This window comes from Paenibacillus sp. CMM36 (assembly GCF_053570945.1).
The window spans coordinates 202,652-225,801 of record NZ_JBSEDY010000004.1 but is presented as its reverse complement, the minus strand read 5'-3'; the positions used below and the strand labels follow the sequence as shown (position 1 = coordinate 225,801).

Here is a 23,150-nt window from a genome sequence, read left to right as displayed (position 1 = left end):
TGTAAACGACAAATTAAGATATTTTATGTCGATTAATGTCGAAATGTGAATTATTTAAAGAATCCTTTGCGGTATAACACAGTAATCACCCGATAAAAGTCATAACTACCGTCTGATGTTGTATCTACAGCGCCAGCATTCTTGGCAGCAACACACGCCTCTATTGCCCAATCAGGAATCTTATCAATAGACAACTTGGAGGTTAATTGTTTTACTTGTTCTTGTAATGCTTGAAAATCTGCTTTTTCTTCTTTTGTCATGGGTTGATCATCCTCACTGATAATATTTTTTCCTTTTAATCTATTTAGTTCAGCTTGAATCTGAGGGAGAAAGTTTTTCTTTGCTGCTGCAACTGTATTACCATCTCCCCAAAATGCTGTACCGGGACATGTCTTACTTGATTCACCGGGTTTAAAATCTGTCAATCGTGCACCTCCATACGTAAACCATGCGTGGTAGACAATATGATTTGTATCGATAGTTAGATTAAACTTTTCAGCTAGACAAGCATAAACATGAACAACGGCATTTTTCTGTTTGTCGGTCATAACATCATTACCTTTGTCGAAGTAACCAATGATCTCAATACAAATGGCTCCACTGTTGGCATTACGAATCCCAGCAGGTGTTTTATTTAGGTTTCTGTCTAATGAAATAGCTACTTTTCCATCTTCAAATATGGTTATATTTTGACCTGTCCCAGACCATCCCTCACTTAAATGATATCTTCTCATTCCTTCAAGACACTCAAAATGATCTTGTTGAGCAACACCATTAACCATTCTGCGCGTTTTATAATTAGGCGAGGCTGTATGATGGACTTGAAGACGGTCAATGTTTCGAGTAACGGCTTGTTTGCTTAGCCATTTACGGAACTCATCCCGATCCATGAGTAAAAAGTTACCTTGTTGAATCATTTGAATCATTCCCTTCTGAGATGTCGTTGTCTTCCATAAACTCTTTCTTCTTCTTTTTAACTAAAATTAGAAACCAAGCCATGTCTGTATGTCCTGCATCAATTAAGTTTTCGGCAATACTTTGTGTCTCTCTAAAAAACATGAACCCATAACAAATCGATGTAATTGCGATAGCTATTTGTGGTAGAAACTCAGTGAATCTCATAAATAAACCACAACAAATCATAACCATCAAAACACTTACAAGCTTTTTCTTTGTTCCTCTCCACATGGATTCAGAGGATATCTTTCTTGTTATAATTGCATTTCGAAAACCACCATTTTGCATTGAAATAGCATAATATTTCGTTGCTATATCTAAAATAAGTGCAACAAAGAGGCCAATAGTGGGAGCCACATATGCTTCATTGGGGAAAAGTAAATACGAAACAATGGTTGAAATAAACACAAAAACAGGTCTAACATACTCGACTGACTTATAGGCATACTCATAAGCACCAGTCATTATTTCTAAAAATTCATTCTCTTTCATTGGTTAAACCTACTTTTCAATAATATAAAAGACTCCTCATTAGAAGAGTCTTCGTAAAATGTCTCTTTTATAAAATGTACCAATATACACCAGATGAACGTCCCTTAACTATAATAAAGCTGCTTAAGTCGCTTACATCTCTTTTTCTGATTTGTGCTACAGCATTTAAATCATTGTTCCTCGCCAATCTCGGATACAAGAAACCGCCTAAATCTGGTCTACTGATCATCACTTCAGACTCAACGTTATGGACATTTTTGATGTCTACAATGGAATCCAAGTCACTCTTCTGGCGAATATCAATGGTTGCCTCTAAGTATTCACGATTCTTTACATATAGCGAACCTTCAATATCGTAGAAATTCTTAACTTCAATCCATGATCCCAAGTCTGGACGCGAAACAGTTACATTAGCGTCTCGATAATCAAAGAAAGGCACCTGAACAAATGAATCTAAGTCATTATCACCGATGGCTCTGATAACAACATTGCCACCTAAGTCAGGCTTATTTACAATCAAACTGCTTTCAATATCCGAGAATCTTATACCTTGAACCATTAAGCTTGATTCTATATCGCTGTTAACACGCTTATACTTAGACACTGTTAAGCTTGCATTCATTTCTGGTCTTGACACAGTAATTAAGCCATCGATTGTAGATTCACGTCTGTATGCTACTGTTAGTTCACTTTCAAGGCTGATCTTAGGATCAACTGTTAACCTTGCTCCCAAATCAGGTCTAGATATAATCACCGATGAGTCGGGGGCAGATGTTCCAAAGTTGGCAACACTAATAGAGGCAGCTAAATCATTGCTTTTGCGATATACAACTTTTAATGAACTGTTTATGTCTGGTCTGGAGATTGCCAATGTCGAGTCAGTATCATGCTGCATAAAGTCTTTGTACTTGTGGACATATAAAGAAGCGGGGAGATAATTAAATCCAAAATTACTTTTAACCGTAAGACTACCTGTTACTTCTTTTCTACCAGCACCATAAACGAACAGAGTAGAATTTAAATCTCCTCGTCCAAAACTATAGTTCTGACTTGTAATGTACTTAAGCTGAAGAACAGGAGGTTTAAGTGATTCTCTTGTATTAAAATAGGTTGGATGTGAACTTTCGGATTTAATAATAAGTCCATAGTTAATTAATGATTCATCTTGCCAGCATTTGACCAAATCAAACACGTCAAATTCAATGTATTTATTCGTTCTGTTAACCGTATAGGAATCCAATAATAGTTCTGTTCCATACGGTTTGTTGGCATATGTAATGCCGTACTCACGCCACAATGTATTGGGCTGGTAGACCTTAATATCCGTGTCATCCGTAAAACTTCCACTATAATATAGTCGTAACTTGGCTTCTTCGAGCTTATTTAGATCTGGTACAACAACTTTCAAATTACCAAAGTTTACAAATGATTCGAACTGCTCTGTATCTGACTGTCCGATCATCATGGATTGCGTGTCGCCATAGTTGACCGTTTGCAAATCTGAACGACTTCGTGTTGTGGCATCTTCGATAGGATTTAAGTCCTTGGTGACTCTAGGAGCTTCCATTAGCTCAAACTTACCTAATAGCCGATTATGTGGTCTGACTTCTAATGTACCAGCTAGATAATTAATAGAGGTTGATTCTAATACTGAATTGATTTCAGCATTTCCTCTATACTTGATATCTAATTGGCTGCTAACATCTGCTGATCGCTGAACACGTATAGTAATCGTTGCATCAAAAGTTGTTTCTCTACGATAAGCAACCAGCATTTCCGAATTTACTTCAGATACTTCCTGCCGATAGAGTACAAACTTACCCTCCATACGGTTGGAGGGCGATTTTATAAATATTTCACCGCCTAAATCATTGTATACATCCAATTGCTCACTTCCTAACATCACATTGTATTGTGATTTTAAACTGCTGCTTTGTTTGAATTGATCTTGAGTTCAAATATACCGTTCGGTACTGGTTTCGCCTCTATGTCTGCAACGATTCGCACATAAAACTCTTGTGTTTCTAATGGTTTGGTAAGCCCATATGTAATATAGTCTGTTGCTAAAAATGGAGACTGAGTACGCGATAATTCTATTGTCACACCTTCAGGTAATTTTTCTTTGTTTACTTCCAACAGTAAATTATCAATTGGGTATCCTAGCTGATTCTTGATTACAACTTTTTGGTCTAGAGTGGTTTGACCAGCGAAGATCATACCGAAGTCTAAATACTTAAGGATACCTCCAAATGTATCAGACAGATATTCGCCTGTTTCATCCATAAACATTAGCCCTGTATATGTCCCAGCAAAAGTTGTTTGCCAGTAGTCTGTATTGCCCCAATAATCTTTAAACTCTACACGTAGTTTATTGTCTTTATCAAAATGCATATCCCGTTCGGATATATTGAGATTGATATCAACTGGAGATGGAGCAAGACGAGTAAATGAACCATCATTAGGGAAATAGGGAAGATCGTTGAGCAATACACGATACTGTACTTTACCCTTATCTTCATCGTTTATTTGTCCAAGAATTTTACCACTGTTAAATGTGAGTTGAATTGTTGCTTCAGTGTTAAGGACATAAAAAGATAAATTTTGAAACTTAGTGTCATCAACGTTTGATTTAATAACCAGTTGAGTGGCATCAATTTTTGTAGGATTGAGCGATTCTTGTTTCTTGTCTTCTATGTAATAACCGAATCTAACTTTGTCACCCTGATTCTTAAAATTACTTTCAACTAGCTTAGATATTTCTTTGTAGGACATTGCTTGCTTTCTAATTGTGTTCATATCATCGACAATTACTTCTGTCCATTTGCCATAACGATATGCTTTCCAAGTCAAACCCGAATCAAATGACAGCAAAAACTTTGCATTGTCGCTAGCATTCTTGATTATAGTGATAGCCTGTAGGGAACCGGGTAGAGTGAAGTCGTTAGACTGCTTCACGAACTGATTGACTGGTAAAGCGTCAAGCGAAAGTTTAAGTGGGTTATTTGATTCATCTGTCCACGTTACAACTTCAAATTTATTTTGGAAATCGTCCAAAGGAGAGTAGTTAGCATTATACTCTAAAGTGGCTGCTGTCTTAGTTAATTCATCGGTGTAGTAGAGGACATCGATATTGTCATCTAGTTCGTCATAAAGGATAAAAGGTTCAGTTTCCATTGAAATGAACGATTCAGGTTTTAGCGGATCGTCTGTATATTCAATTATTTTAATTTTTTTATCCTGCCATTCCTCAGCAAGTGTAAACGGTGTGGTTTCAATATTTGTCGATATACTATTGGTTTTGGGGTTATCTGTAAAGTAGGCAATTTCGACACTTCCATTAAGGTCAAGCCACGCTGATTCAGGTATCTTATCTACAGAATTCATACCTTTCTCCACATAATCCATCTCATCAGGTTGATTTGTGGTCACCAACGACCACTGATCTGAACTATACGTTAGATACTTGTTATTATTAAAAATTAGAAACTTTGATGCAATTTCATATTCAAACATTTCAATTTCATTAACGTAAATCTGACTTCTACCTGCTACAAAATACAATCTAAAAGATTGATAAGGTTCAGAGAACACATTTAAGTCATATAATTTTTTGGTTTTATTTGAAAAAACTTCTCCACTTCTAGAATCCAAATCGTCCCAAGTAGTTCCATCGTTAGAACCTTGGAATTTCCAACTTGAAGGAGAGTAAGATGAATTATCTACAATTATTGAATATTTATAAATTCTTTTTTGAGTATTGAAGCTATAGGAAATCCAATATGGATATGCAAATTCTCCTCCCCAATAACTATTAATATTTCCATCAAACACTCTCCATGAAGGAGTGCCTCCAGTATTCCCCACACTTGCGCTAACTACTCCAGTTGGAGATGAGTGTGAAGTCATAATAGGAATTGCATTTTCAGTATGAACAATAGGCATTTTCAATCCCCCCAACTCTCTAAGATATTGTTAATAGCTATCCGTCACATTGACTTTTTTAATGGGCACTTTGGCTGTATCAATAGACTGTTTAAACACCTTTCCAGCACCCAAAGGTACTGATTCTAATTTACTGTATTGGCGTACATTCATTTCTTCGTTGGTGTCAATCAAACAGCCTCGATCCATTCCTTTTTGAATAAAACTTTGCTCACTTGAGGGACAACTTACCAACACTTGAGGGAATAATCCGTAAAACTGCACAGAATAAATATTTACCCATCCATTCCCGGTCAATACGAAAGAAGATTCGATCTTATAATAAATGTAGAGATTATCGTTCTGTACATCAAAAGTTTGCAGGGTAGATGAATTTAGAGGAATTGCTGTTTTAGTGTCTAATACAACCCAGTTTGTTCCATCGTTTGATGCCATAAGCTTGAATGTTCTTAAAGCGGCAAGAAATGAATATCTTTTTACACATACAGGTTCATTAAATTTAAACCCTATAAACACAGGTTTGTATATGTCTGGAATAAAATTAGTGTTATAAAAAGTACTATCATCGCCATCAAAAGCTTTCCAAGTATATCCTTCTGAATAACTGGATGATCCAATTACACTGCCGCTTACACTATCAAGCCCATTCATTGGTGGTACTAAAGGACGACCAACTTTCTTATGTATTGAGTATGTTTCACTTGTGTCGGTAGTAATTAGAAACTTATTTTCATACTGCTTAGAATACATTTCCATATCGCTTATTCTTAATAAACCGCCACCATTATTTTTAGTTATATTGATTCGGTAATATGAATAAGGAGTACCATTTGTAAAGTCGAAACTTTGACTTAGATTGGTTGAAAAACTTATGTTGCTGCGTGTGTCTAAAACCGACCAAGCGGCACCATCACTAGATGCTTCAAATGTCCAAGTGTTTGGTGCTTCTGCATGAGAGCCACTTCTCATTGTGATTGTGTATCTTGTTATTCTAATGCTAGATGGGAATTTGTAACACAGCCATCCAGTTGTATTACCACTTGCTGCGACCCAACCATAATCGTCAACCAAATGATCGAAGGCGTTCCATGCTTTCCAACGATCCCCGTATTCTGTACTTGCGCTAGCCGTACCGCTTGGGGTGGTATTGCTTGTCATTGTTGGGATTAAGTTTTCACTGTAATTTGCCACTTAAGACTTATCCTCCTTTATTAAACGTTATGCTGTTCACTCTATACCGACTCATGTCAATGACATGCGTAAATATCTTACCAGCACCAAAACTAATGTTTGATGACTGTATATCAATACGTTTATTTAAACGGTTGCTTAAGTTTAATGCACTGTCATAATTCATTCCGTACTTCTGAAATGACAATTCATTGCTATCTGGAATTTCAATTAAACTAGGGAAGCTCAATAGTTCAAACATTTTTAGTTCTCCAACGCTTGTGTAGTCGGTAGCTCCACCATTGGCAGTCCAATTCAATCTATACATAATAAAAGATTTGATGTTATCAATTTCAAATACTTTGTCAGTTGCAGGATTACTCCAAATTTGTTTGGATTGTCTGTCTAGCACTTCCCATTTCCCATCAAAACCATTTGTACTATCGTTTGAACCTTCAAAAGTCCAGTTTTTTGGTAATCGAGTATAGCTAGTTAGAGTTCCATTTCGAACAGCATATTTGCCAATAATTTTAGGTGACGTAAATTTGTATCCCAAGAATCCTACTCCACCTGAACTACTTGTAGAACAGTAGCCTTCAGTTTCATCTGTTTGATTGAAGGCAAGATAGGCTTCGTTTATGCCAAGAGCACCCCTTGAAAAAGCCAATCCAGACGGTGCAGCATTGTTTGTCATTTTAGGAATTATTGTTGTATCGGAAATTTTATTTGGAGTAGTAGAATAGAACTTATTATTCGATGAAAGTATTACTTTAATATACTTCATACTTCCCCAAGCAAATTCGCCGTTGTATACGCCGTTCGTAGTTGTTTGAGAAGTTGGATTATAGTCGGTGTCAAAGGCAGTCACTATATTGCCAACATCGGGCGTGAAATTATTTGCTAATGCACAATTAATATAGTCATTTCTAACACCATTGTCAGTACTAGAGAAAATGGGGAGTATAGAACAATTAACATACTCCAGTTTTTTAATCGTCGCACCAGCAGAATTACCAGCAAAAATAGGAAACCACGTTGGAGCATATGGCTTGTTATCCCATACACAATTCCTAAACGAGAGGTTAAGAACCGAACCATCGAAAAAATACTCAAATGTTCTCGCCTCATTGCCCGCGGAAGGTCTTTGTATGACAAGTCCAATGAACGTATTGGACTTGTTCATAGCGAACCCCCCAGCAGTAACGTTTGCTAAACTGAGGATGACACGTTTAGTCTTATCTCTAAGAGTAATGGAGGCTATAGTAATCTCGTAATTAGCATTAAGCACCGATGTTAGTCTTGACTCTGTATATGTTCCTTCTTTGGCAATATAGATCAACGTTTTATCGGTAGTAACCGAAGCAACTGCTTTACTTATTGTTTTAAATGGAGAACTGGCAGAGCCAGTATTTGTATCCAAACCTGTTGTGCCATCTACGCATAAAACTTTAGAGAATGAATCAAGAAATCCACTAAAACTAGGCATTTTTTATCACCATTTTCTGTATAAAATCGTTATTTTATTGTGATGTTCGTAATGTCAAAATACTTCTTTAAGTCTATAGTTGACTTAAAAACTTTACCTGATCCTAAAAGCCCATTGTCGCTCATGGGTTGATTGATCGTTTTGGCATTTCGATTCAATACGCTTAAATCGTCTATACCTTTTGTTATAAAGTTGTCTTTAGTCGGGGAGGATGTAGCGACTGTTTGCCATGCTCCGTTTATATAAGTTTTATATGTTCCATTGTCATTAATGAGGTGTTTTTGCATGTAATCCTCCTAGCTTTGAATACTAGATAATGAGTCTACTTTTTTCCAAATAGATTTATCAATTATTGTTCTATATAGTTGTCCATCTTCAGACCAAGTTGGGTCAGCGACATAATCTATTGTGTATTTTCGTTTCATTTCTAGATAGTCCTGAGAAGTATTCAAATACGCATTGTCGTAGCGATCATCATTAAATTCATCTACCGTAAAACTCAAATTTTCCGTAGGAGAACTGAATAACTGAATTTTGATACGTGCATATGTATTTGTTTGTGACTGAATAGAGCCATCTGTACCCACTTCGACATAGGGAGTCCATTCCACTCCATCAACTGATGATTGAGTATAAATTTTAAATGTTGAAGTTGTTCCGCTAACAATTGTATTCTTTACAACTTTCTCAAATGATTTAATCTTATCGGCAATTTGAATCATATCTGATTGCCAAGAACCAGATGAGGCATAAACTATCTTACCTGTATCACTTTTTTGTAGTTCTACTAGCTGAAGCTTACCGTCTTTATAAACAGTGTTTTCGTATTTACCTTTGGATAAATCTATGGGTATGCCGATTTCGGTTATGCTCATTATTTCAGCTCCCAATTCAGATTATTACTCATATTTGCTAGCAGGGGAGCATGAACTTCTTCGGATACAAGTCCATTATTACGGATAATTAATTTTCCGTCCAAATCCCTGTCGGAAGTAATTTTAATTTGAAAATATATGGCATCTCGAAAAGGAATGGAACAAATACATTGAAAATTTATGTTCACACCTTCTAATTGCATTTGTTTTTTATAACCCATGTTATATTGCTCAATTCTACTATCTAATTTCCCATATGCTTCTCTCGTAAGTAGATTGGCATCGCTTGAAGCGTTTTTGTATTGAATAATATCGTTATAGAGAAAAGTCCTCCCCGTTAACGGATATTCTTCTTCTTCAGTTTTATAGGAGATCATGAAGCGATAACCGTTAACATTGAAGATACCATTAGCTACATCGAAGTAGATCTGAGTTCCTTCTCCAATATAACCAAAGGCAAGCAATTTATCTTTTTCGATAGAGGCGAATTCATTATGTTTGTTGTTGCGTGTATCGTATTCAAGAAGAGATGTAGAATCCCAGTAGTCCGCAACCCAGATAAAATTTTGAAAGGGAACGGGCGAACGACTGTATTGCATGTTACCTAGAATCATATGTAGCCTCCCTAAAAATAAAATAGACAGGGAGATTATCCCTGCCTAGACGATAGATTTTAAATTTACAATATTTTACACATATCTGTAAGAAACACGTAGCTTGAAACTCTGTTTGCCGCTCGAAGCATCCAAAGGTACAGCGCATTGTAACGTAACTGTTACATAATTACCTGCTGCATCTAAGGGGGTGCCGTTGTTGGCTACTCCCAAAATCTCTTTAGCTCCCGGCTTGAATGGAGTATCGTACACTGTGCCATCCCAATTTTTCGTTGTACTACCAGTTGTGCCAATAGGTTTGGATGCGATTTTACCAATCTTAGAGCTGTCTTGATCAAGGTCAGTCTCTTGTAGAGTATCTACTTGAGCATGAAACCAACTATTTTTAACTACTTCTACTACATTGCCAACTGTATCACCTGTACCACCTGTCATGTCACGAGTGGTTATTGTGCAGTCTTCCATTTTTGCTACATCTGTTTTACCTGTGCCTTTTGTGGCATCATATCTATTATTCCAAATATTAAAAGTAAATGGTGAAGATTTAGTATCCGCATCAATTACACCGAAATCTTGTGTAATAATTTCAGTTGCATGCGTAGAATTTCGCCATTCAATCACTGGTTGAAGACCCATATGTATCACTCCTAAGTTCTAACTGTTATTGTTACTGTTAAATTCTGGATATTAATTCCGTTCTTAATTGTGTTTACTCTAAAAATATCTCCTGCGTTAACGGTCTTTGTTTTGATTTCTACTGATTTATCATCAAAGTGCTTAAGTGCTTCAAAGTGAATCTTTTTATTCAAGATACTAGTCCAAGTATTTAAATCTCTTGTTTTTTCTATGTCTAGTTCTGTTTCTGTATCGCCCTCTACACCTAAGTAAGCCTTGATTTCTACGATTTCTCCATTGAAAGGGAAGGCTGCTAATCCGAAAGGTTCCGTAAATACATAAGAATCTTTGCATAAGACAATAACTCTATCTTGAACCTCTAACGGGATATCATTTACCTTTTCAAGCAATGCTACCGTCATCAAGCCATCTTTATCCTTGCTAACAGGAAGTAGATTGTCTCCAAATAAATCAATCGCTATCCAACGATTACCATCATAACGATATCGAATACCATCTTTCGTAGTTTGAACTGTCCAACCAAGTTCAGGGTGAGGGTAAGTAGCAGTCAATTCTTGCATATCTCTCACGTAAGGTTTGAAAGCGAGCCTTGTTGTTTTATATGCATCCAGTGCATTGTTAGCTGCACTGTTAGCTAAATCTGCTGCTTGATTGGCGTTGTCTGCTGCTTTTTCTGCTGTACTAGTAGCAACCTGTGATTGTCTAATAATCTCTTCAAGTCTTCCAATAGCCAATTGGGTATCGTTTAGTCGTTGATATGCCTCATCTACAATATCTTGTAGAGTTTTTACGATATCAGGATGACGTTGTACCATAGCATAGATACGTGATGCAGGTTGCATGACTAAGCCTTTGCCCATATAGCGACAAAGTTTAGTTGTACCTTCTAGGGAAGGGTGGACTTGAATTGCCCCAGTTTGATATTGTACAAGGAATTCATTTTCATTCAGATAGGGTCGATTTTCAAATACTTGTTGGCTAATTTCTGTCATACCTGCAATTGACACACCGTGAGCAGAGGAGGGAAGTTCGAATAATGTAATTAGACCATTCATAACAGGTAGTGAATCAGCACGATTAACGAAAGGATCTTCGGGTGTACCCTTGCGAGTAATCATTATTACGGGGTCATTTAACTCTAAATATGCATGTAATTCTGGCAATATTTCACCTCCTAACTTGAAATGTTTATCTTATCGTTTCCCGTTTCGATAGTGGTATCTGTGTCCAACGTTGTTTTCACAGGTGAACCAATCATTGCCACAGCTTTACCTTTGTAGAAAACCTTAGTGCTACCTCCTGAAACTTCGCCTTCACCAGAACCGCTTCTACCGGGGGAAACAGATTTGATGCTACCTTTAGGGGCAGATGGAGCAGGGTTGGCAACCCAATGTTCAGATGTTTTGTCACCAACCGTAGATATAGAAACGCCATTTAGGAATATTAAATTGTCAGAAGAAACCACACCTTCAACATCTGCATCGGTTGAACCGCTGCCCGTATAGTATCTAGTTTCATGTCCACCATCGCCATCGCTATGTCTTTCACTCCATTCATAGGTGAATTTAACATAATCATTTTTGGTAGATAATTTTGTAGTTGAACCATTCAATGCCACTCCAGCCATAGATCACACTCCTAAATTCTCTTATATTGATATCTCCACTTAATATCTGCGTCACCGTCGACTTTGAACACATTCTTTCCAACGGGTAGGTTCAAATAGTTGTCATTGAAATCCTTATATCTATAAGTAACAGCAAGTGTGGTCTCAATATCTTGACGCTCATTGTTTACATACACTGTTTCCCCATCGACAAGCCCAGTAAACTTGAACTGTTCGTTATGATGAGATGTATTATTCATGGTAAAATCACCGCTACCAACTTTTGTGATCCATATTTCAGGTTGGCAGGGGAGGTCACCTTTATTGTGAAACACAAGTACTGGTTGAAAATGTAGGGTTATATTAGGATCAAAGAAGGGGCGAATATTGTAATCTGTGGTTTGGATGATTACACGAATACTTAATTTCGTATTGTAGAGAGGAGTATCTTCATTTAATTCTGGTATTTCTCCACCGTTAACACAGTTACGCCATTCAGACCAATTGTAGCCATCATTAGATTTGCGAGATTGTACGACTATTGTTGATCCTTCAGGTTGTATCTGAGACCAAGATATTTTGCTTAATGCACCGTCTGTTACAACAGGAATAGTGACGGTAGGATATGTATAGATACCATTTTTATTAGTTAGGGATTTTAACATTGTCATTGTTCAATCAATCTTTCCAAAAGGTCTGAAGTTTGAAGCCACGCCAGCTTCTTTCCATTTCAGAATTTTATAACTAACCCATGATGCATTCTTATCGTAAGTTGTTTGACCATCAGCTAAACCCCATTGTGGTTCGGTATCTCCTGTTTCGCCGGGTTGTAAACAAACGTAGAAACGACCATTATCTATAGTGGGCAGTCTAATTTCATCTTTGTTGCAATAAGTTGAGGCTTGCCATGTAGTTGCACCACGAATATCACTAAACTCAATACCTTCCGAAACAGGGAAGATCGGTTCGATTAGTCCTGTGTATCCAGCCTGCGAGCATTTATAAATCTTCCCGTTATCAACGTTTGGAACAATTAGATAGCCATTTGCACAGTATGTGAGTTTTGACCAAATTGGAGCACTTGTACCTGAACGTGTATTAACCCACCCTATATAATCGCCAGACTTTGGAGTTTTCTTATAAAACCTCTTTGTAATTGGATATGTACCAGATAAGGGAAGCGAATCAATATAGTCATCTGATACATCGTCAAGTTTCTGAAAGTTTGAGGCTAAGTCATTAACCATTCCTTCAACATCATCTGTTTCAAAATTTGTTTTCTTTAACCCTAATTTTGCCGTTGTTGTTGACATGGATTTCTCCTTTCTGTGATTTATAGTTCATAAAGTTTCTTTCCTCTAAATTCAGTCAACATTGTCTTGTTCGGATTCAAAGTTAACTTCCCATTTTCGATTATTATTTTGCTTTTCTCGCCACTTGTATCGTTAACCAGCACATCAAAAGGTTGATAACGCCACTTATATACTGGTGGATTATAAATAGAAGAGTAAGCGTAGGGAGCATCACAACGGAAAGTGAGCGTAATATATCCTTGTCTTAAGCAGTTGTGTACGAGGTTTATGTCATCAACACAGAGAGCGTAATATATTTTCTCTGGATCTTCAGAAAAGAAGAGAGGTTGATAATAAGACTGTTCTGTTAACCATATGGCGACTTCTCTAATTTTTACATCATCCCATTTATCTTCGAAAGCGAACGATACGTTAAACTTAAGTGGTTCTTTTTTTGTGCTTTGAAAGTATGGTTTATCTCGACCTTTAATGGACACTTCGTTAATGGATCGTGAGGCTGCAAATGCTTCTTCTTGCATACCAGACGACATATTAACGTTAACGATTCCGAAAAAATCGGATTGGATGCCAGCATAAGAAAAGAAGAGGGAGTCACGTATTGTAATATTGATCACCTCCATATTAAATTTTGGCATAATAAAAAAGCCTTTGTTTATAAGGCTTTTGAAAGGGGAGAATCATTATAAAATTGGGATTTTATTAAGACGTGAAATACGACGAGAAAACAGTAGTGAAAAACAACTATTTTATAGAGAGTTTTTCGATACTTTTGTGGCGATTTTTATACAGTGGAAACGGAGAGCTTTTGCTAGTATCAACAGGCTAAAATTCATCAGTACTTTCTTTGGCATTGGCAACTCAATTTTCGTGTGATAAAATATAGTCAAGAAGTATATACTAAAAAAGAGCAGGATGCGCTAACATCCTAACTCTTTTACAACAGCCGCTTATAAGGGCGGTGGCTGCTTACAAAGACGATACGAAAATACGACCGTTAACCTTTGTCCGAGGGCGGTCTATTTTCGTTTGTTTTGGTTCAATGCAATAACAATTGTGACGATCAATCCGATCAACGCTACAATCAGCGTACCGAACATCATCATTAATGTCAGAGCATCTTTAACCTCCACAGGCATCACCTCCTTTGCAGGAGACTAGCCGACCGCCCATCTAAGCCATTCCGTTGTAGGAATATTATAACATATTGATGTGATAGAGAGAAAGATACAATACAAACTATACTTGCTTGTTATTCAAATCAGTACTCTGTTTATAATCGGGATGATTCTCATCTAAGCCAACATACTTATCTTTAATACTCTGAATTAATCTGATAATTTCTGAAATTCCCATTAGAGACAGTCCACCAAAAAACATACCACTATACATGCTTAGACTAACTTCCCAAGTTACCCCATCTTTTAATGTGCTAAAGATAAGCAATAGCACCGAAATGATAGTGCAAATCAATCCAATCCACTTAATTACAATACTTGTCTGATTGTTATTCATTTTTAATCCACCTCTCAAATTATACCAATAGTTTACCATGTCTTGAGTCATGGGTCTATAGTATTATGAGAGAGAAGAGAAGTGGGACTAAATAAACAAAGCAACCTCTAGAGAAGTCGAATATTTACCCCTTGATATATATGTGTCATAAATAAGTTCAGGATCATCCGTTTTGAAACGATTGAGTTTGAAAGGCTCCATAGGCTCTTGGAACAATCGTTCGAGTGCTGATTTTTTATCTCGATAATAGTCGAAAGTAAAGTCAGACTTGTTGGTGTAACCATAAGTATCAATATGTTCTTTTCGCATTTTTACCAATAGGGTAAGAGGATGCTTGGAAAATGATGATCGCTCTAGAAACTCATTAAGGCGTTCGACGGTGTTGAGCATAAACTTCATACGAGCAATAAGGATAGTTGCCTTTGGTGAGATATCGAGAAAGTTACAGAGTTGTTCCAGAGTCAAATTGGTACGGTAAGGTACTCTTCGTGTTTGTTCGGCAACAGCATTTACGATTGACATATGTATCTTCTCCTTTATATTTGGATTAAGATAGAGCAGGGGAGACAGGTAAGATGTTTAGTTGAGCAAGTTTTTCGTTGAGTATTGATTCGATGTTGTCAAATTCCCAGTAGGGAATGCGTATTAACGGGATGTTATGTGACTTACAGTAGTCGTCTTTGATCTTGTCTTTCTTTTTTCGATCTGCAAAGTGTTCTTCGCTAATGATTTGTTCATAATGAAACTCGCCATCATACTCAATTAATACGGATAATTTCCTATTCTTAAAAACAGCGAAATCAAATTTAAGCCTTAAAATATCCTTACAATCAGGAAAGGTGTATTGAATTCTGTACCTAATTTCATTGTCAATAAGATATTTCTTTATTTTTGATTCACCTTTTGTTACAAGACAATTGGGACATCGACTCCCATTTAGGAAATTATTTGGTCTGACAAGCCATTCATAATTACAAGCATTATGTCGCATCAATATATTATGTTGACCGTTTTTATAATCTCCTAATACACTATATTCATTGTCTACTAAATTATAAACTTGCTCTTTAAATATTTTTAAAGTCTTGATATATACCCCAACACATCTAGGACATTTTGCGCCCCTAAGTAAGAAATTTTCTGGAGGAGTTTTCCATTCATAATTACATGTTTTATGACGCATTAATATGCTGGTTTTACTATTTATATATTTTCCCAAGACTTCAAATTCACCATTACCAATATTAAATACTTCTTCTTCAAAGAAGTCTTGTGTTTTTGTATGCATTTTACCGCACAATGGACATCTTACCCCTTTTAAGAAATCTTGTGGCTTTATACTCCATATATAATTACATAAATTGTGTTGCATATTTACTTTGGTGTATCTATTTTTATATTCATCTAAAACTGTATATTCGTCTTTTACTAGATCGTATACTTCTTGCTTAAATTCTAAAGTACTTTTCTTGAGTAACCCGGCACATTTAGGACATCGAGTTCCATTTGGACTACTGTATTTTGTTCCATGTAAGAAAAGCTTTGGCCTTACTTTCCATTCATAGCCGCATTTATTGTGTCTCATTAAAATAGGAGTATGAGTGTTAACATATTCACCTAATATAGCATATTCATTACCTACTTTACGCTTCACTTCACCAACTAAATCATTTTGTGTTTTCTTATTTCTGCCTGAACAATGTAAACATCTAGAACCCTTAAGAATACTTCCCGGGGTTGTACTCCATTCTTTATTGCAAACACTATGTCTCAAAACAATCTTGCTTCGGCTTCCTAAATAATTTGATACAACTTTGTACTCATCTCCTAGTAAAATAAATACTTCTTTTTCAAATTGTTCAGGAGTCTTTTTTGCTGTCACAATTACCACCTCTTTGTGCTATAATGCATTGAAGACAACACACATAATTAAGTATATTTAACGATATAGTTATATTATATACCGTGTATAGTTAAAGTCAAGAGAATAAAATTAATTAATGTTGCTATGCAGTTTGATTTTTATTATTATATTTATGTATAAAAAAAGGAGTAAGCCAATGGTGCACCTAAAATTAGATAAAGCAGTACATATGTTGGGACTATCAATGAACAAATTATCAGTAATTTCTGGCGTAAGACCAAATACTGTAGGTGATTTAGTTAAAGGTGAATCACAAAGAATAGATCTGGACTCATTAGACAAGATATTGAACGCTTTAAACTCAATAGCAAAGGATAGGGGATTAGATATCAGATTTGGAGTTGCAGATATAATTGAATATGAGTATATAAGAAAAGAGCCTAATTAAAGGCTCTTTTTACATTACATCATATATGCTTTTAATGAATTTTTTTGAGTTGAATTTGATTCAACATAATCTATTGGCAATTTTCCATCAACATCTTTTATTTTAGGATTCGCTTTATAGGTCAACCCTGTCAATTCACCTTGATAAAAACTATTTTTATCTATGACAGCTTCGTGAAGCGGCGTTTGCTTCTTATTATTTAAAATATTCACATTCAAAGCATTCTTCTTGATCACTAAATAAGTCGCATAATCATTCTTACGAATTACCCAGTGTAGAATGGAATCACCATTTGCATCCTGACTGTTAATCGTCAGCTCACCAGAAGCAATCGCTGCTCCAATCTTCTCGCTATCCAGTTTATCTCCTTTTGTGTATTGATCCACGTTAAAGGCTTTACCTCCTTGCTTAACCGCTGTTGTTACTGGCTCACTTTTTGTGGTTGTTGTAGCTGATGGGGCAGAGGAGGGAGCAGTTGTATTTCCATTGCTTTTCACCAGCTCAATTTTACCGCCACTAGCACTTGCTACATTATAGCCCATTGCTGAAGCTGTATCTCTAAGTGGAAGATACGCTTTGCCGTTCACATTGATCGGACTATCATTTAATTTCGCTTGTTCTCCATCAACAATAATCTTTGTAGGTGTCAATGTTGCTTTTAAATATGTACTTGCTCCTGCTACGCCACTAACTGCTACTGCAACACCAAATATTGCACCAGCAAGGAACGTTGGAATCCGCTTCTTCATTGTATATCCTCCAATTAATTGATTAGTATATGATTTACACATACTTACAATATATATCGGATAGGAGGGAGTGGAAGTTTATAGAAAATATAAAAGACCCTCAAAAATGAGAGTCTTATCAAAGAAATACTAAAATGTTTTTTTAGCATCGATTGGTTTTATTTTAACAAATCCATTTGTGTCAAACTCTAGATTTAGATTATTACGCAAATCAATGGATTTATTCTTTTTAAGTCTATTTATTATTGGTGTATCAGAGAAGGGATTAGCTAACTTTTTTCTTGTCAATGAGTTATTGGCTTGTTTGACAGTACTTTTCATAAGAAACCCTCCTTCCCTTATGATTATATCACACTTTATGGGAACGTGCGATCCTATAATTCCTTGATGAATTTAGCTAATTGCTTATAAGCAGCTTCCTTTTGATCAAGAATCTTGAAACATTTTGTGATTCTTGAATCTTTCCCCGTTCTTTTTGAATGGCTGTATCCTTCAATTTTCCATTTTCCTGAATCTTCGTAAAGGCTAAGTGTCTTAATGGTCTTATCACCTTCGAGTGACCACTGCTCTTTATCATCATTAATTGAATAAAACCAATCAAGGTTATCTGAAACAGCACTAATGCTATTCATTAGCTCCAATACGGTTTGATATCTTTTATCAGGATCAACTTCTAAAGCCTTTTTAATACACTTTCTCAAGCTGTTTGGTATATGAGGAAGAAACTTATCTCGTAATGGAAATTTTCCGTTCATAACATTTTCTCGAGTAAGAGATGTACATTGTGAATTAAAATCGTCGTTGCCATTGCACATCCGATATAGAGTCAACCCAGCTTGGTAAATATCATACTGATTTGTCAGAGTGGTGGTCACTAATGCATCTGGTACATAATGTTTCGAGTAGATTTTATCAGGAAATGCAAACCCATTGGCATCAGTGTATTTAGTAAGACCAAAATCGGTAAGAATCGCTTTATTAGAATCGTCAATTATAATATTGGTTGGTTTGATATCAAAATGGACAAGCTTCTTCGTATGTACAAAGTGTAGCCCACTTAAAAAATCAAGCGAATATTTAACAATCTCTCTTACACTTAAGAACCTCTTATTTATTAGAGTGTTCAGTGAGCCTCTTGAATGAAACGGCATGGACAGATATATTTTATCTGCATCCTCACAAGCGTAATTAATTACCATGATATTAGGATGACGACCACTGTACAACATTTTTGACTCATTAAAGTAATCTTCTTTCATTTGAAAATCAGATTTTGGGATCGATTTTACAACTATTTGAGCATCAAGTTGAGGATCGTGGGCAAGAAATGCTTTAGAATTAGCACCTTCACCACCAATTTCTCTAATGAAATTAAAAGTTAATTGTGTTATAACTTGATGTGTCATAAAATCACCTCTTCTTCTAATTCACTAGCGGCAATGGCAGTAATAATACTTTCCCTTACGCCCTTGGCTGATTTACTAACTCCTTCAACATTAAGTAATTCGTTGTCACCATCAATAAAATCTCCCACTTTTGAGAAGACTCTTCAACCAAACTGGCTATTTTGGAAATTGTACCGAGAAAATACTTGTGTATACTGCAATCGGCAAGCAATTCTTGAATTACCCCTTCTAGATAAATTCTCTCAATGCTCACATTCTGAGCATTCCCTTCGTGAATCCTGATACCAGCATAAGCAACCGAAAACTCAATAAAAATAGAGTTGAGGTTGGTTCTTACATACGCTAGTTGATCGGGGACTTCCAGAGCTTTTGGGATAATTATTTTATCGTGAGTTAGAATTTCTATCTCGCCTTCGATCTTTTCAGTTATACAATAAAAAACTTCTGATGGCGAAACCCGTATTCCTATTGATCGCAAAATTTATCACTCTCCTATAGTTCTACTATACGACATATGGGAACATATTCCTACAGAACAAATGTTTGATATAGTCGCATAGTAGGAGGGAGGAGAGAGGGGGATAGCAGTCTTAAGGTTTACATAAAGTCATAGCGAGTACCGTTGAAGGTGATTTTGCCATCGGCAGAGAGGACGATGGATGCTTTACCGTTGGAAATCTTTATATCTCCTTGATCACCGATGATATCAATCTGTTTACCCATGAGATTAATCTTCCCTAAATCTGAAGTAACAAATACTCCTTCGTCACCTAATTTCAAACTTCGTTCTTTTGCTGTATTACTGGCATTATAGATAAAATCAAAACTTCCGTTTGGTTTCTTGATCCAGCCGATACCTGAGCCACCACTTCCACCGTCACCAATACCCATTCTCCAAAACGGGGTGCTGCTGTCACCAGAACCTTCAAATCCGCCTTCCATTTTTGCCTTTTCGTCCATGGTATATTCCAAAACAGGCCATTCGGTTTCCTCTGTGGTCATTTTCCCTGATTGGGTGGAGCTTACCCAGTATAATGGTCGCCCATCGACCAGTTTTTTCTGTGTTCCTCCACCAGAAACCTTGCCAGTAATCCATTTTGCTGTATTACCTTCTATACGAATATAGTTTGACCAGTCTGACAAAGCAGCATTTGTTAAAGTCGAGACGCGTCCTGCTGTCAGATCGCTTACAAATCCCTCCATACTTGTAACTATATTTGCAGCAAGCAAATCTGTGTCAATTGCCGCTGCTCCCACGATGTCAAAATTATTCATAAAAAGATTCCCGGTCATAGAGTTCATAAGAGGTTTACCATCTGGTTTTGTGATTTCTATCTTTCTAAATCTAGCAGTTCCGTCCATATAGATAGCTGCTGGTGCGGAATCAATGTCCTCATTTCCTAAACGAAGACCTTCTCGATCTATAACAACAATTCTATTGCCACTACCAACAATTAATTGACCATCTTGAAACACTCCACCTTTAGCATACATTATACCGTCTGGGGATACGTGGAAAGGAGCAGAGTTGAAATTTTCATCTCCTAACCTCAAGCCCATTGAATCAACTTTAAATACATAATTGTCTTTACCGATAGTTATTGATCCATCAGCAATAATACTATCACTAATCCTCAAGTTTTGAGCATTTAACAATCCATCTAGACTAGTCCACAATGTTTTCTTATATTTAGTCCCACTTTTCTGATCAATGAAGAATCCTGAATCGCTATCAATTCCTACATGATTAATTACATTAGTATTACCACAGTCAGTAGAAGCGTAATGATTGAATCGTAATCCAAACTTATCTGGATTCTCCTCCAATAGTCCCAGTTTAACAACTTCACGCATACATCTATCTTGAATGGTTAGTTTAGAACCTTCGATAGTGAATACACCTGTTGTATCACCAATTACTACACGTTCACCAAGGATAAGCTTCCCTAGTACCATTTCTGCCACTAGGCCGTCCGCGCTGATACAAGTTTCATACTTGTTGCCTCCTGAGCGAGTTAATCCCATAACCCCGTGTGTTAGCTTGAGCCATCTCATACTATCTTTGTCGTCAGTAATCGTTATTCCAGTGTGGTCGATGGTAACCGTTTCATTGATAGCCATCTCTAAACGTTCTTTTTCTCTATTCCATACATTCTCAAACAGCTTATTCATTTCACTTGAATCGAACACCGCTTTATCATATTTGAACTTATTCAGATCCAACGTAACTCCATGAGTCCTTACATCTTGGAACAACTTATCAAATTCATTGCCCATTCTACTTACGTCTTTTACATTGGATATCGTCAGACTAATATTCGACTGTTCATAGTCATACTCAATCTTAATTATTCTTGCCGTGACATCAACGCCAGTCGGTTCATATTTGATGTTAACGAAATCGCCAAGATTCATCTTCTTCCAATCATATTGTGCTTCAATTATCTCTAAGAAGTTAACAATATCAATTTCCATACTTAGTTGCGGACGTAACAATTCTTTGAATTTCTTCATTGTTTCGTCGTATAAATCTTGCTCATCTATGTATTTACTATCTGAGTAGTCCTGTGTAATAATGTATGACTCGCTTAACTCCATCATTTGCTCGTGTGTAAAGTTCTTATCATAGGCGAATGAACTCCTGAGGTTACTTATCTTATTGGACACGGTAGTCAGATTAGCTTTAACAGCATCAATTTCTGCTTGTTTCTGTTTAATCTGCATTTCCTTATTATCTAAACTGTATCGCTCAATAATCTTTGAATCAGTGCCAGAAACATATTCATCAATGCTAATATTACATACTTGAATGTATACGCCTGTATTGCCACCACTAATTGACACATTGACATGATCCTGATATCGAACTTTACCCAGAAGTCTCCATTGTAATGAAGAAACAGCTTTACTTGATCCATCCAAACTAACTGTAACGCCAGTTGTATCATCGACCTTGATCATAACCGCATAGCCAAAATCAGAAGACAATTTGAAGTTACGTGAACTGTTACCAGAATGTTGGTACTTTTCAAAGAACATTTTCGTATCAAATTGCTGAGATATCTTCGTATCTGCAACAACAACTTCATTTTTTACTAACTTATCCATATCAACTTCAAGCAATCCTAATTGCTTTTCATACCCTTGTTGCTCTTTAAGATATGTATTAAACTCTGTTTTCTTTGATTCAATAAGGGCTTCAAAGTCGAGTAGGGCATGACACAATGAATCGCTCATGTAGTCACTATGTCTAATAACATTCCGATTAGCATCCCGTTCAAATGGATACATGAAATATTGAAAGCTTTCTACATAGTTTTGCCCAGTAGGATTTACTTTTTCAAATGTCATGTCATCCTGACCAAACCCCTTTAACCTTGTAACTATAGGCTCAGAGGTTGAATGTCTAGTCATTGATTTGAGATACTTATTCCAACTGAAGGTCAATCCTTTATTCGTTCCAGTGAGTTCAGGTTTTTGTAATGAAATGATGTTTTTATCAGTATTGAAAATCGTTATAGCGTTATATGTTTCACCAACTGTCAAAATCGCATCCAATACATTTGTGCTTGAGAAGTCAAATGCTCTGTAAGTTAACTTGAAATCAGCATCAATATAGTCGATTTTCCATGTAGTTGGTGCAAGAATCTCATTCAATATTTGTTCAGCCTGATATGATTCTACGGTTAATCCACGAATAGCAAAGCCAACTAAAAGGCCAGCCGTAGAAATACAATTCAATGTACGAATGTCAGATTCATCTGAGCTAGAATCTTCAATGCTTTTAATATAATACCAGTCAACATTGTTTCCATTTACAACCTTGATCAGATATCTTTCTCTAATTAGGTCAATGTTTTTGTTGGGAACTAAACGATGATTGACATCAATGTAAAAAGGGAGGGAAAGCTCTAACTCACTAATATCGTGCCATGTTGTAGAAATCTTATCGTTAAACGCCTCACTTATTTTGCTTATGATTGTCCTGTCTGGTCTACATAAGAAATACTGAGGTTGAATAGGTTTTAAATTGTAATCAATTTCTCCAAGCAATGTATCACCTCTTTAGAATGATGGTGG

Annotated in this window: 25 protein-coding genes; 1 reads left to right on the top strand and 24 read right to left on the bottom strand. The window is 36.3% G+C overall.

Features of this window, described 5'->3' with window-relative positions; all coding sequences use genetic code 11:
- Positions 1–50: 50 nt before the first annotated feature.
- The 19 genes from ACWA2B_RS11080 to ACWA2B_RS10990 all read right to left on the bottom strand — a co-directional run bounded on the left by ACWA2B_RS11080 (position 51) and on the right by ACWA2B_RS10990 (position 16,485).
- Entirely contained in the window at positions 51–917 is an 867-nt protein-coding gene (locus ACWA2B_RS11080; RefSeq protein ID WP_449292207.1) for a peptidoglycan recognition protein family protein, read from the bottom strand.
- Positions 901–1,449: a phage holin family protein gene (locus ACWA2B_RS11075; protein ID WP_029518102.1), complete on the bottom strand. Its 549-nt coding sequence runs from the start codon at positions 1,447–1,449 to the stop codon at positions 901–903. Before ACWA2B_RS11075 ends, ACWA2B_RS11080 begins: the two co-directional genes overlap by 17 nt.
- 67 nt (positions 1,450–1,516) lie before the next feature.
- On the bottom strand, positions 1,517–3,352 hold the full coding sequence (locus ACWA2B_RS11070; RefSeq protein WP_449292206.1) for a CBM96 family carbohydrate-binding protein: 1,836 nt from the start codon (positions 3,350–3,352) through the stop codon (positions 1,517–1,519).
- Positions 3,353–3,369: 17 nt separating this feature from the next.
- Complete coding sequence (locus tag ACWA2B_RS11065; RefSeq protein ID WP_449292205.1) at positions 3,370–5,391, bottom strand: discoidin domain-containing protein; 2,022 nt, start codon at positions 5,389–5,391, stop codon at positions 3,370–3,372.
- A 30-nt stretch (positions 5,392–5,421) separates the two neighbouring features.
- Positions 5,422–6,582, bottom strand: coding sequence for a discoidin domain-containing protein (locus ACWA2B_RS11060; RefSeq protein WP_449292204.1), 1,161 nt, complete (start codon positions 6,580–6,582; stop codon positions 5,422–5,424).
- A 7-nt stretch (positions 6,583–6,589) separates the two neighbouring features.
- Complete coding sequence (locus tag ACWA2B_RS11055; protein ID WP_449292203.1) at positions 6,590–8,047, bottom strand: DUF1565 domain-containing protein; 1,458 nt, start codon at positions 8,045–8,047, stop codon at positions 6,590–6,592.
- Between the two features lie 29 nt (positions 8,048–8,076).
- The gene (locus ACWA2B_RS11050; RefSeq protein ID WP_449292202.1) at positions 8,077–8,334 is read right to left on the bottom strand and encodes a hypothetical protein; all 258 of its coding nucleotides are present in this window, start codon (positions 8,332–8,334) and stop codon (positions 8,077–8,079) included.
- 9 nt (positions 8,335–8,343) lie between these two features.
- Positions 8,344–8,922 (bottom strand): hypothetical protein, encoded by a 579-nt coding sequence (locus ACWA2B_RS11045; protein WP_449292201.1) that lies wholly within the window; start codon positions 8,920–8,922, stop codon positions 8,344–8,346.
- A complete protein-coding gene (locus ACWA2B_RS11040; protein ID WP_449292200.1) occupies positions 8,922–9,536 on the bottom strand; it encodes a hypothetical protein in 615 nt (204 codons plus the stop codon). Before ACWA2B_RS11040 ends, ACWA2B_RS11045 begins: the two co-directional genes overlap by 1 nt.
- Positions 9,537–9,611: 75 nt before the next feature.
- On the bottom strand, positions 9,612–10,172 hold the full coding sequence (locus ACWA2B_RS11035) for a hypothetical protein (protein ID WP_449292199.1): 561 nt from the start codon (positions 10,170–10,172) through the stop codon (positions 9,612–9,614).
- Between the two features lie 11 nt (positions 10,173–10,183).
- Entirely contained in the window at positions 10,184–11,335 is a 1,152-nt protein-coding gene (locus tag ACWA2B_RS11030) for a hypothetical protein (protein WP_449292198.1), read from the bottom strand.
- 11 nt (positions 11,336–11,346) lie between these two features.
- The gene (locus ACWA2B_RS11025; RefSeq protein WP_449292197.1) at positions 11,347–11,799 is read right to left on the bottom strand and encodes a hypothetical protein; all 453 of its coding nucleotides are present in this window, start codon (positions 11,797–11,799) and stop codon (positions 11,347–11,349) included.
- 11 nt (positions 11,800–11,810) lie between these two features.
- On the bottom strand, positions 11,811–12,449 hold the full coding sequence (locus tag ACWA2B_RS11020; protein ID WP_449292196.1) for a hypothetical protein: 639 nt from the start codon (positions 12,447–12,449) through the stop codon (positions 11,811–11,813).
- Positions 12,450–12,452: 3 nt separating this feature from the next.
- Positions 12,453–13,091 carry a hypothetical protein gene (locus ACWA2B_RS11015; RefSeq protein WP_449292195.1) on the bottom strand — a complete coding sequence of 213 codons (639 nt, stop codon included), beginning with the start codon at positions 13,089–13,091 and terminating at the stop codon, positions 12,453–12,455.
- A gap of 20 nt (positions 13,092–13,111) precedes the next feature.
- Positions 13,112–13,726, bottom strand: coding sequence for a distal tail protein Dit (locus ACWA2B_RS11010; protein ID WP_449292194.1), 615 nt, complete (start codon positions 13,724–13,726; stop codon positions 13,112–13,114).
- Positions 13,727–14,107: 381 nt separating this feature from the next.
- Positions 14,108–14,221, bottom strand: a complete 114-nt coding sequence (locus ACWA2B_RS11005; RefSeq protein ID WP_019686743.1) for a putative holin-like toxin — start codon at positions 14,219–14,221, stop codon at positions 14,108–14,110.
- Positions 14,222–14,327: 106 nt separating this feature from the next.
- Positions 14,328–14,603 (bottom strand): hypothetical protein, encoded by a 276-nt coding sequence (locus ACWA2B_RS11000; RefSeq protein WP_449292193.1) that lies wholly within the window; start codon positions 14,601–14,603, stop codon positions 14,328–14,330.
- Between the two features lie 87 nt (positions 14,604–14,690).
- Complete coding sequence (locus tag ACWA2B_RS10995) at positions 14,691–15,125, bottom strand: hypothetical protein (protein WP_449292192.1); 435 nt, start codon at positions 15,123–15,125, stop codon at positions 14,691–14,693.
- A gap of 25 nt (positions 15,126–15,150) precedes the next feature.
- The gene (locus ACWA2B_RS10990) at positions 15,151–16,485 is read right to left on the bottom strand and encodes a hypothetical protein (protein WP_449292191.1); all 1,335 of its coding nucleotides are present in this window, start codon (positions 16,483–16,485) and stop codon (positions 15,151–15,153) included.
- Positions 16,486–16,639: 154 nt separating this feature from the next.
- On the opposite strand from ACWA2B_RS10990, the gene ACWA2B_RS10985 reads away from it, so the two are divergent.
- The gene (locus ACWA2B_RS10985; RefSeq protein WP_449292190.1) at positions 16,640–16,915 is read left to right on the top strand and encodes a helix-turn-helix domain-containing protein; all 276 of its coding nucleotides are present in this window, start codon (positions 16,640–16,642) and stop codon (positions 16,913–16,915) included.
- Between the two features lie 14 nt (positions 16,916–16,929).
- Here ACWA2B_RS10985 and ACWA2B_RS10980 read toward each other — a convergent pair whose 3' ends face one another.
- From ACWA2B_RS10980 to ACWA2B_RS10960, 5 genes are all read right to left on the bottom strand, one after another.
- Positions 16,930–17,664, bottom strand: a complete 735-nt coding sequence (locus tag ACWA2B_RS10980; protein ID WP_449292189.1) for a stalk domain-containing protein — start codon at positions 17,662–17,664, stop codon at positions 16,930–16,932.
- A 129-nt stretch (positions 17,665–17,793) separates the two neighbouring features.
- Positions 17,794–17,985 carry a hypothetical protein gene (locus ACWA2B_RS10975; protein WP_449292188.1) on the bottom strand — a complete coding sequence of 64 codons (192 nt, stop codon included), beginning with the start codon at positions 17,983–17,985 and terminating at the stop codon, positions 17,794–17,796.
- Positions 17,986–18,038: 53 nt separating this feature from the next.
- Positions 18,039–19,070 carry a serine/threonine-protein kinase gene (locus tag ACWA2B_RS10970; protein WP_449292187.1) on the bottom strand — a complete coding sequence of 344 codons (1,032 nt, stop codon included), beginning with the start codon at positions 19,068–19,070 and terminating at the stop codon, positions 18,039–18,041.
- Between the two features lie 55 nt (positions 19,071–19,125).
- On the bottom strand, positions 19,126–19,548 hold the full coding sequence (locus tag ACWA2B_RS10965) for a hypothetical protein (RefSeq protein ID WP_449292186.1): 423 nt from the start codon (positions 19,546–19,548) through the stop codon (positions 19,126–19,128).
- A 119-nt stretch (positions 19,549–19,667) separates the two neighbouring features.
- On the bottom strand, positions 19,668–23,123 hold the full coding sequence (locus ACWA2B_RS10960; RefSeq protein WP_449292185.1) for a phage tail spike protein: 3,456 nt from the start codon (positions 23,121–23,123) through the stop codon (positions 19,668–19,670).
- Between the last annotated feature and the right edge of the window lie 27 nt (positions 23,124–23,150).

Coding starts and splice junctions, on each gene's coding strand:
- ACWA2B_RS11080 (WP_449292207.1), bottom strand. CDS start 917: ATGATTCAACAAGGTAACTTTTTACTCATGGATCGGGATGAGTTCCGT.
- ACWA2B_RS11075 (WP_029518102.1), bottom strand. CDS start 1,449: ATGAAAGAGAATGAATTTTTAGAAATAATGACTGGTGCTTATGAGTAT.
- ACWA2B_RS11070 (WP_449292206.1), bottom strand. CDS start 3,352: ATGTTAGGAAGTGAGCAATTGGATGTATACAATGATTTAGGCGGTGAA.
- ACWA2B_RS11065 (WP_449292205.1), bottom strand. CDS start 5,391: ATGCCTATTGTTCATACTGAAAATGCAATTCCTATTATGACTTCACAC.
- ACWA2B_RS11055 (WP_449292203.1), bottom strand. CDS start 8,047: ATGCCTAGTTTTAGTGGATTTCTTGATTCATTCTCTAAAGTTTTATGC.
- ACWA2B_RS11050 (WP_449292202.1), bottom strand. CDS start 8,334: ATGCAAAAACACCTCATTAATGACAATGGAACATATAAAACTTATATA.
- ACWA2B_RS11045 (WP_449292201.1), bottom strand. CDS start 8,922: ATGAGCATAACCGAAATCGGCATACCCATAGATTTATCCAAAGGTAAA.
- ACWA2B_RS11040 (WP_449292200.1), bottom strand. CDS start 9,536: ATGATTCTAGGTAACATGCAATACAGTCGTTCGCCCGTTCCCTTTCAA.
- ACWA2B_RS11035 (WP_449292199.1), bottom strand. CDS start 10,172: ATGGGTCTTCAACCAGTGATTGAATGGCGAAATTCTACGCATGCAACT.
- ACWA2B_RS11025 (WP_449292197.1), bottom strand. CDS start 11,799: ATGGCTGGAGTGGCATTGAATGGTTCAACTACAAAATTATCTACCAAA.
- ACWA2B_RS11020 (WP_449292196.1), bottom strand. CDS start 12,449: ATGACAATGTTAAAATCCCTAACTAATAAAAATGGTATCTATACATAT.
- ACWA2B_RS11015 (WP_449292195.1), bottom strand. CDS start 13,091: ATGTCAACAACAACGGCAAAATTAGGGTTAAAGAAAACAAATTTTGAA.
- ACWA2B_RS11010 (WP_449292194.1), bottom strand. CDS start 13,726: ATGCCAAAATTTAATATGGAGGTGATCAATATTACAATACGTGACTCC.
- ACWA2B_RS11000 (WP_449292193.1), bottom strand. CDS start 14,603: ATGAATAACAATCAGACAAGTATTGTAATTAAGTGGATTGGATTGATT.
- ACWA2B_RS10995 (WP_449292192.1), bottom strand. CDS start 15,125: ATGTCAATCGTAAATGCTGTTGCCGAACAAACACGAAGAGTACCTTAC.
- ACWA2B_RS10985 (WP_449292190.1), top strand. CDS start 16,640: ATGTATAAAAAAAGGAGTAAGCCAATGGTGCACCTAAAATTAGATAAA.
- ACWA2B_RS10980 (WP_449292189.1), bottom strand. CDS start 17,664: ATGAAGAAGCGGATTCCAACGTTCCTTGCTGGTGCAATATTTGGTGTT.
- ACWA2B_RS10975 (WP_449292188.1), bottom strand. CDS start 17,985: ATGAAAAGTACTGTCAAACAAGCCAATAACTCATTGACAAGAAAAAAG.
- ACWA2B_RS10970 (WP_449292187.1), bottom strand. CDS start 19,070: ATGACACATCAAGTTATAACACAATTAACTTTTAATTTCATTAGAGAA.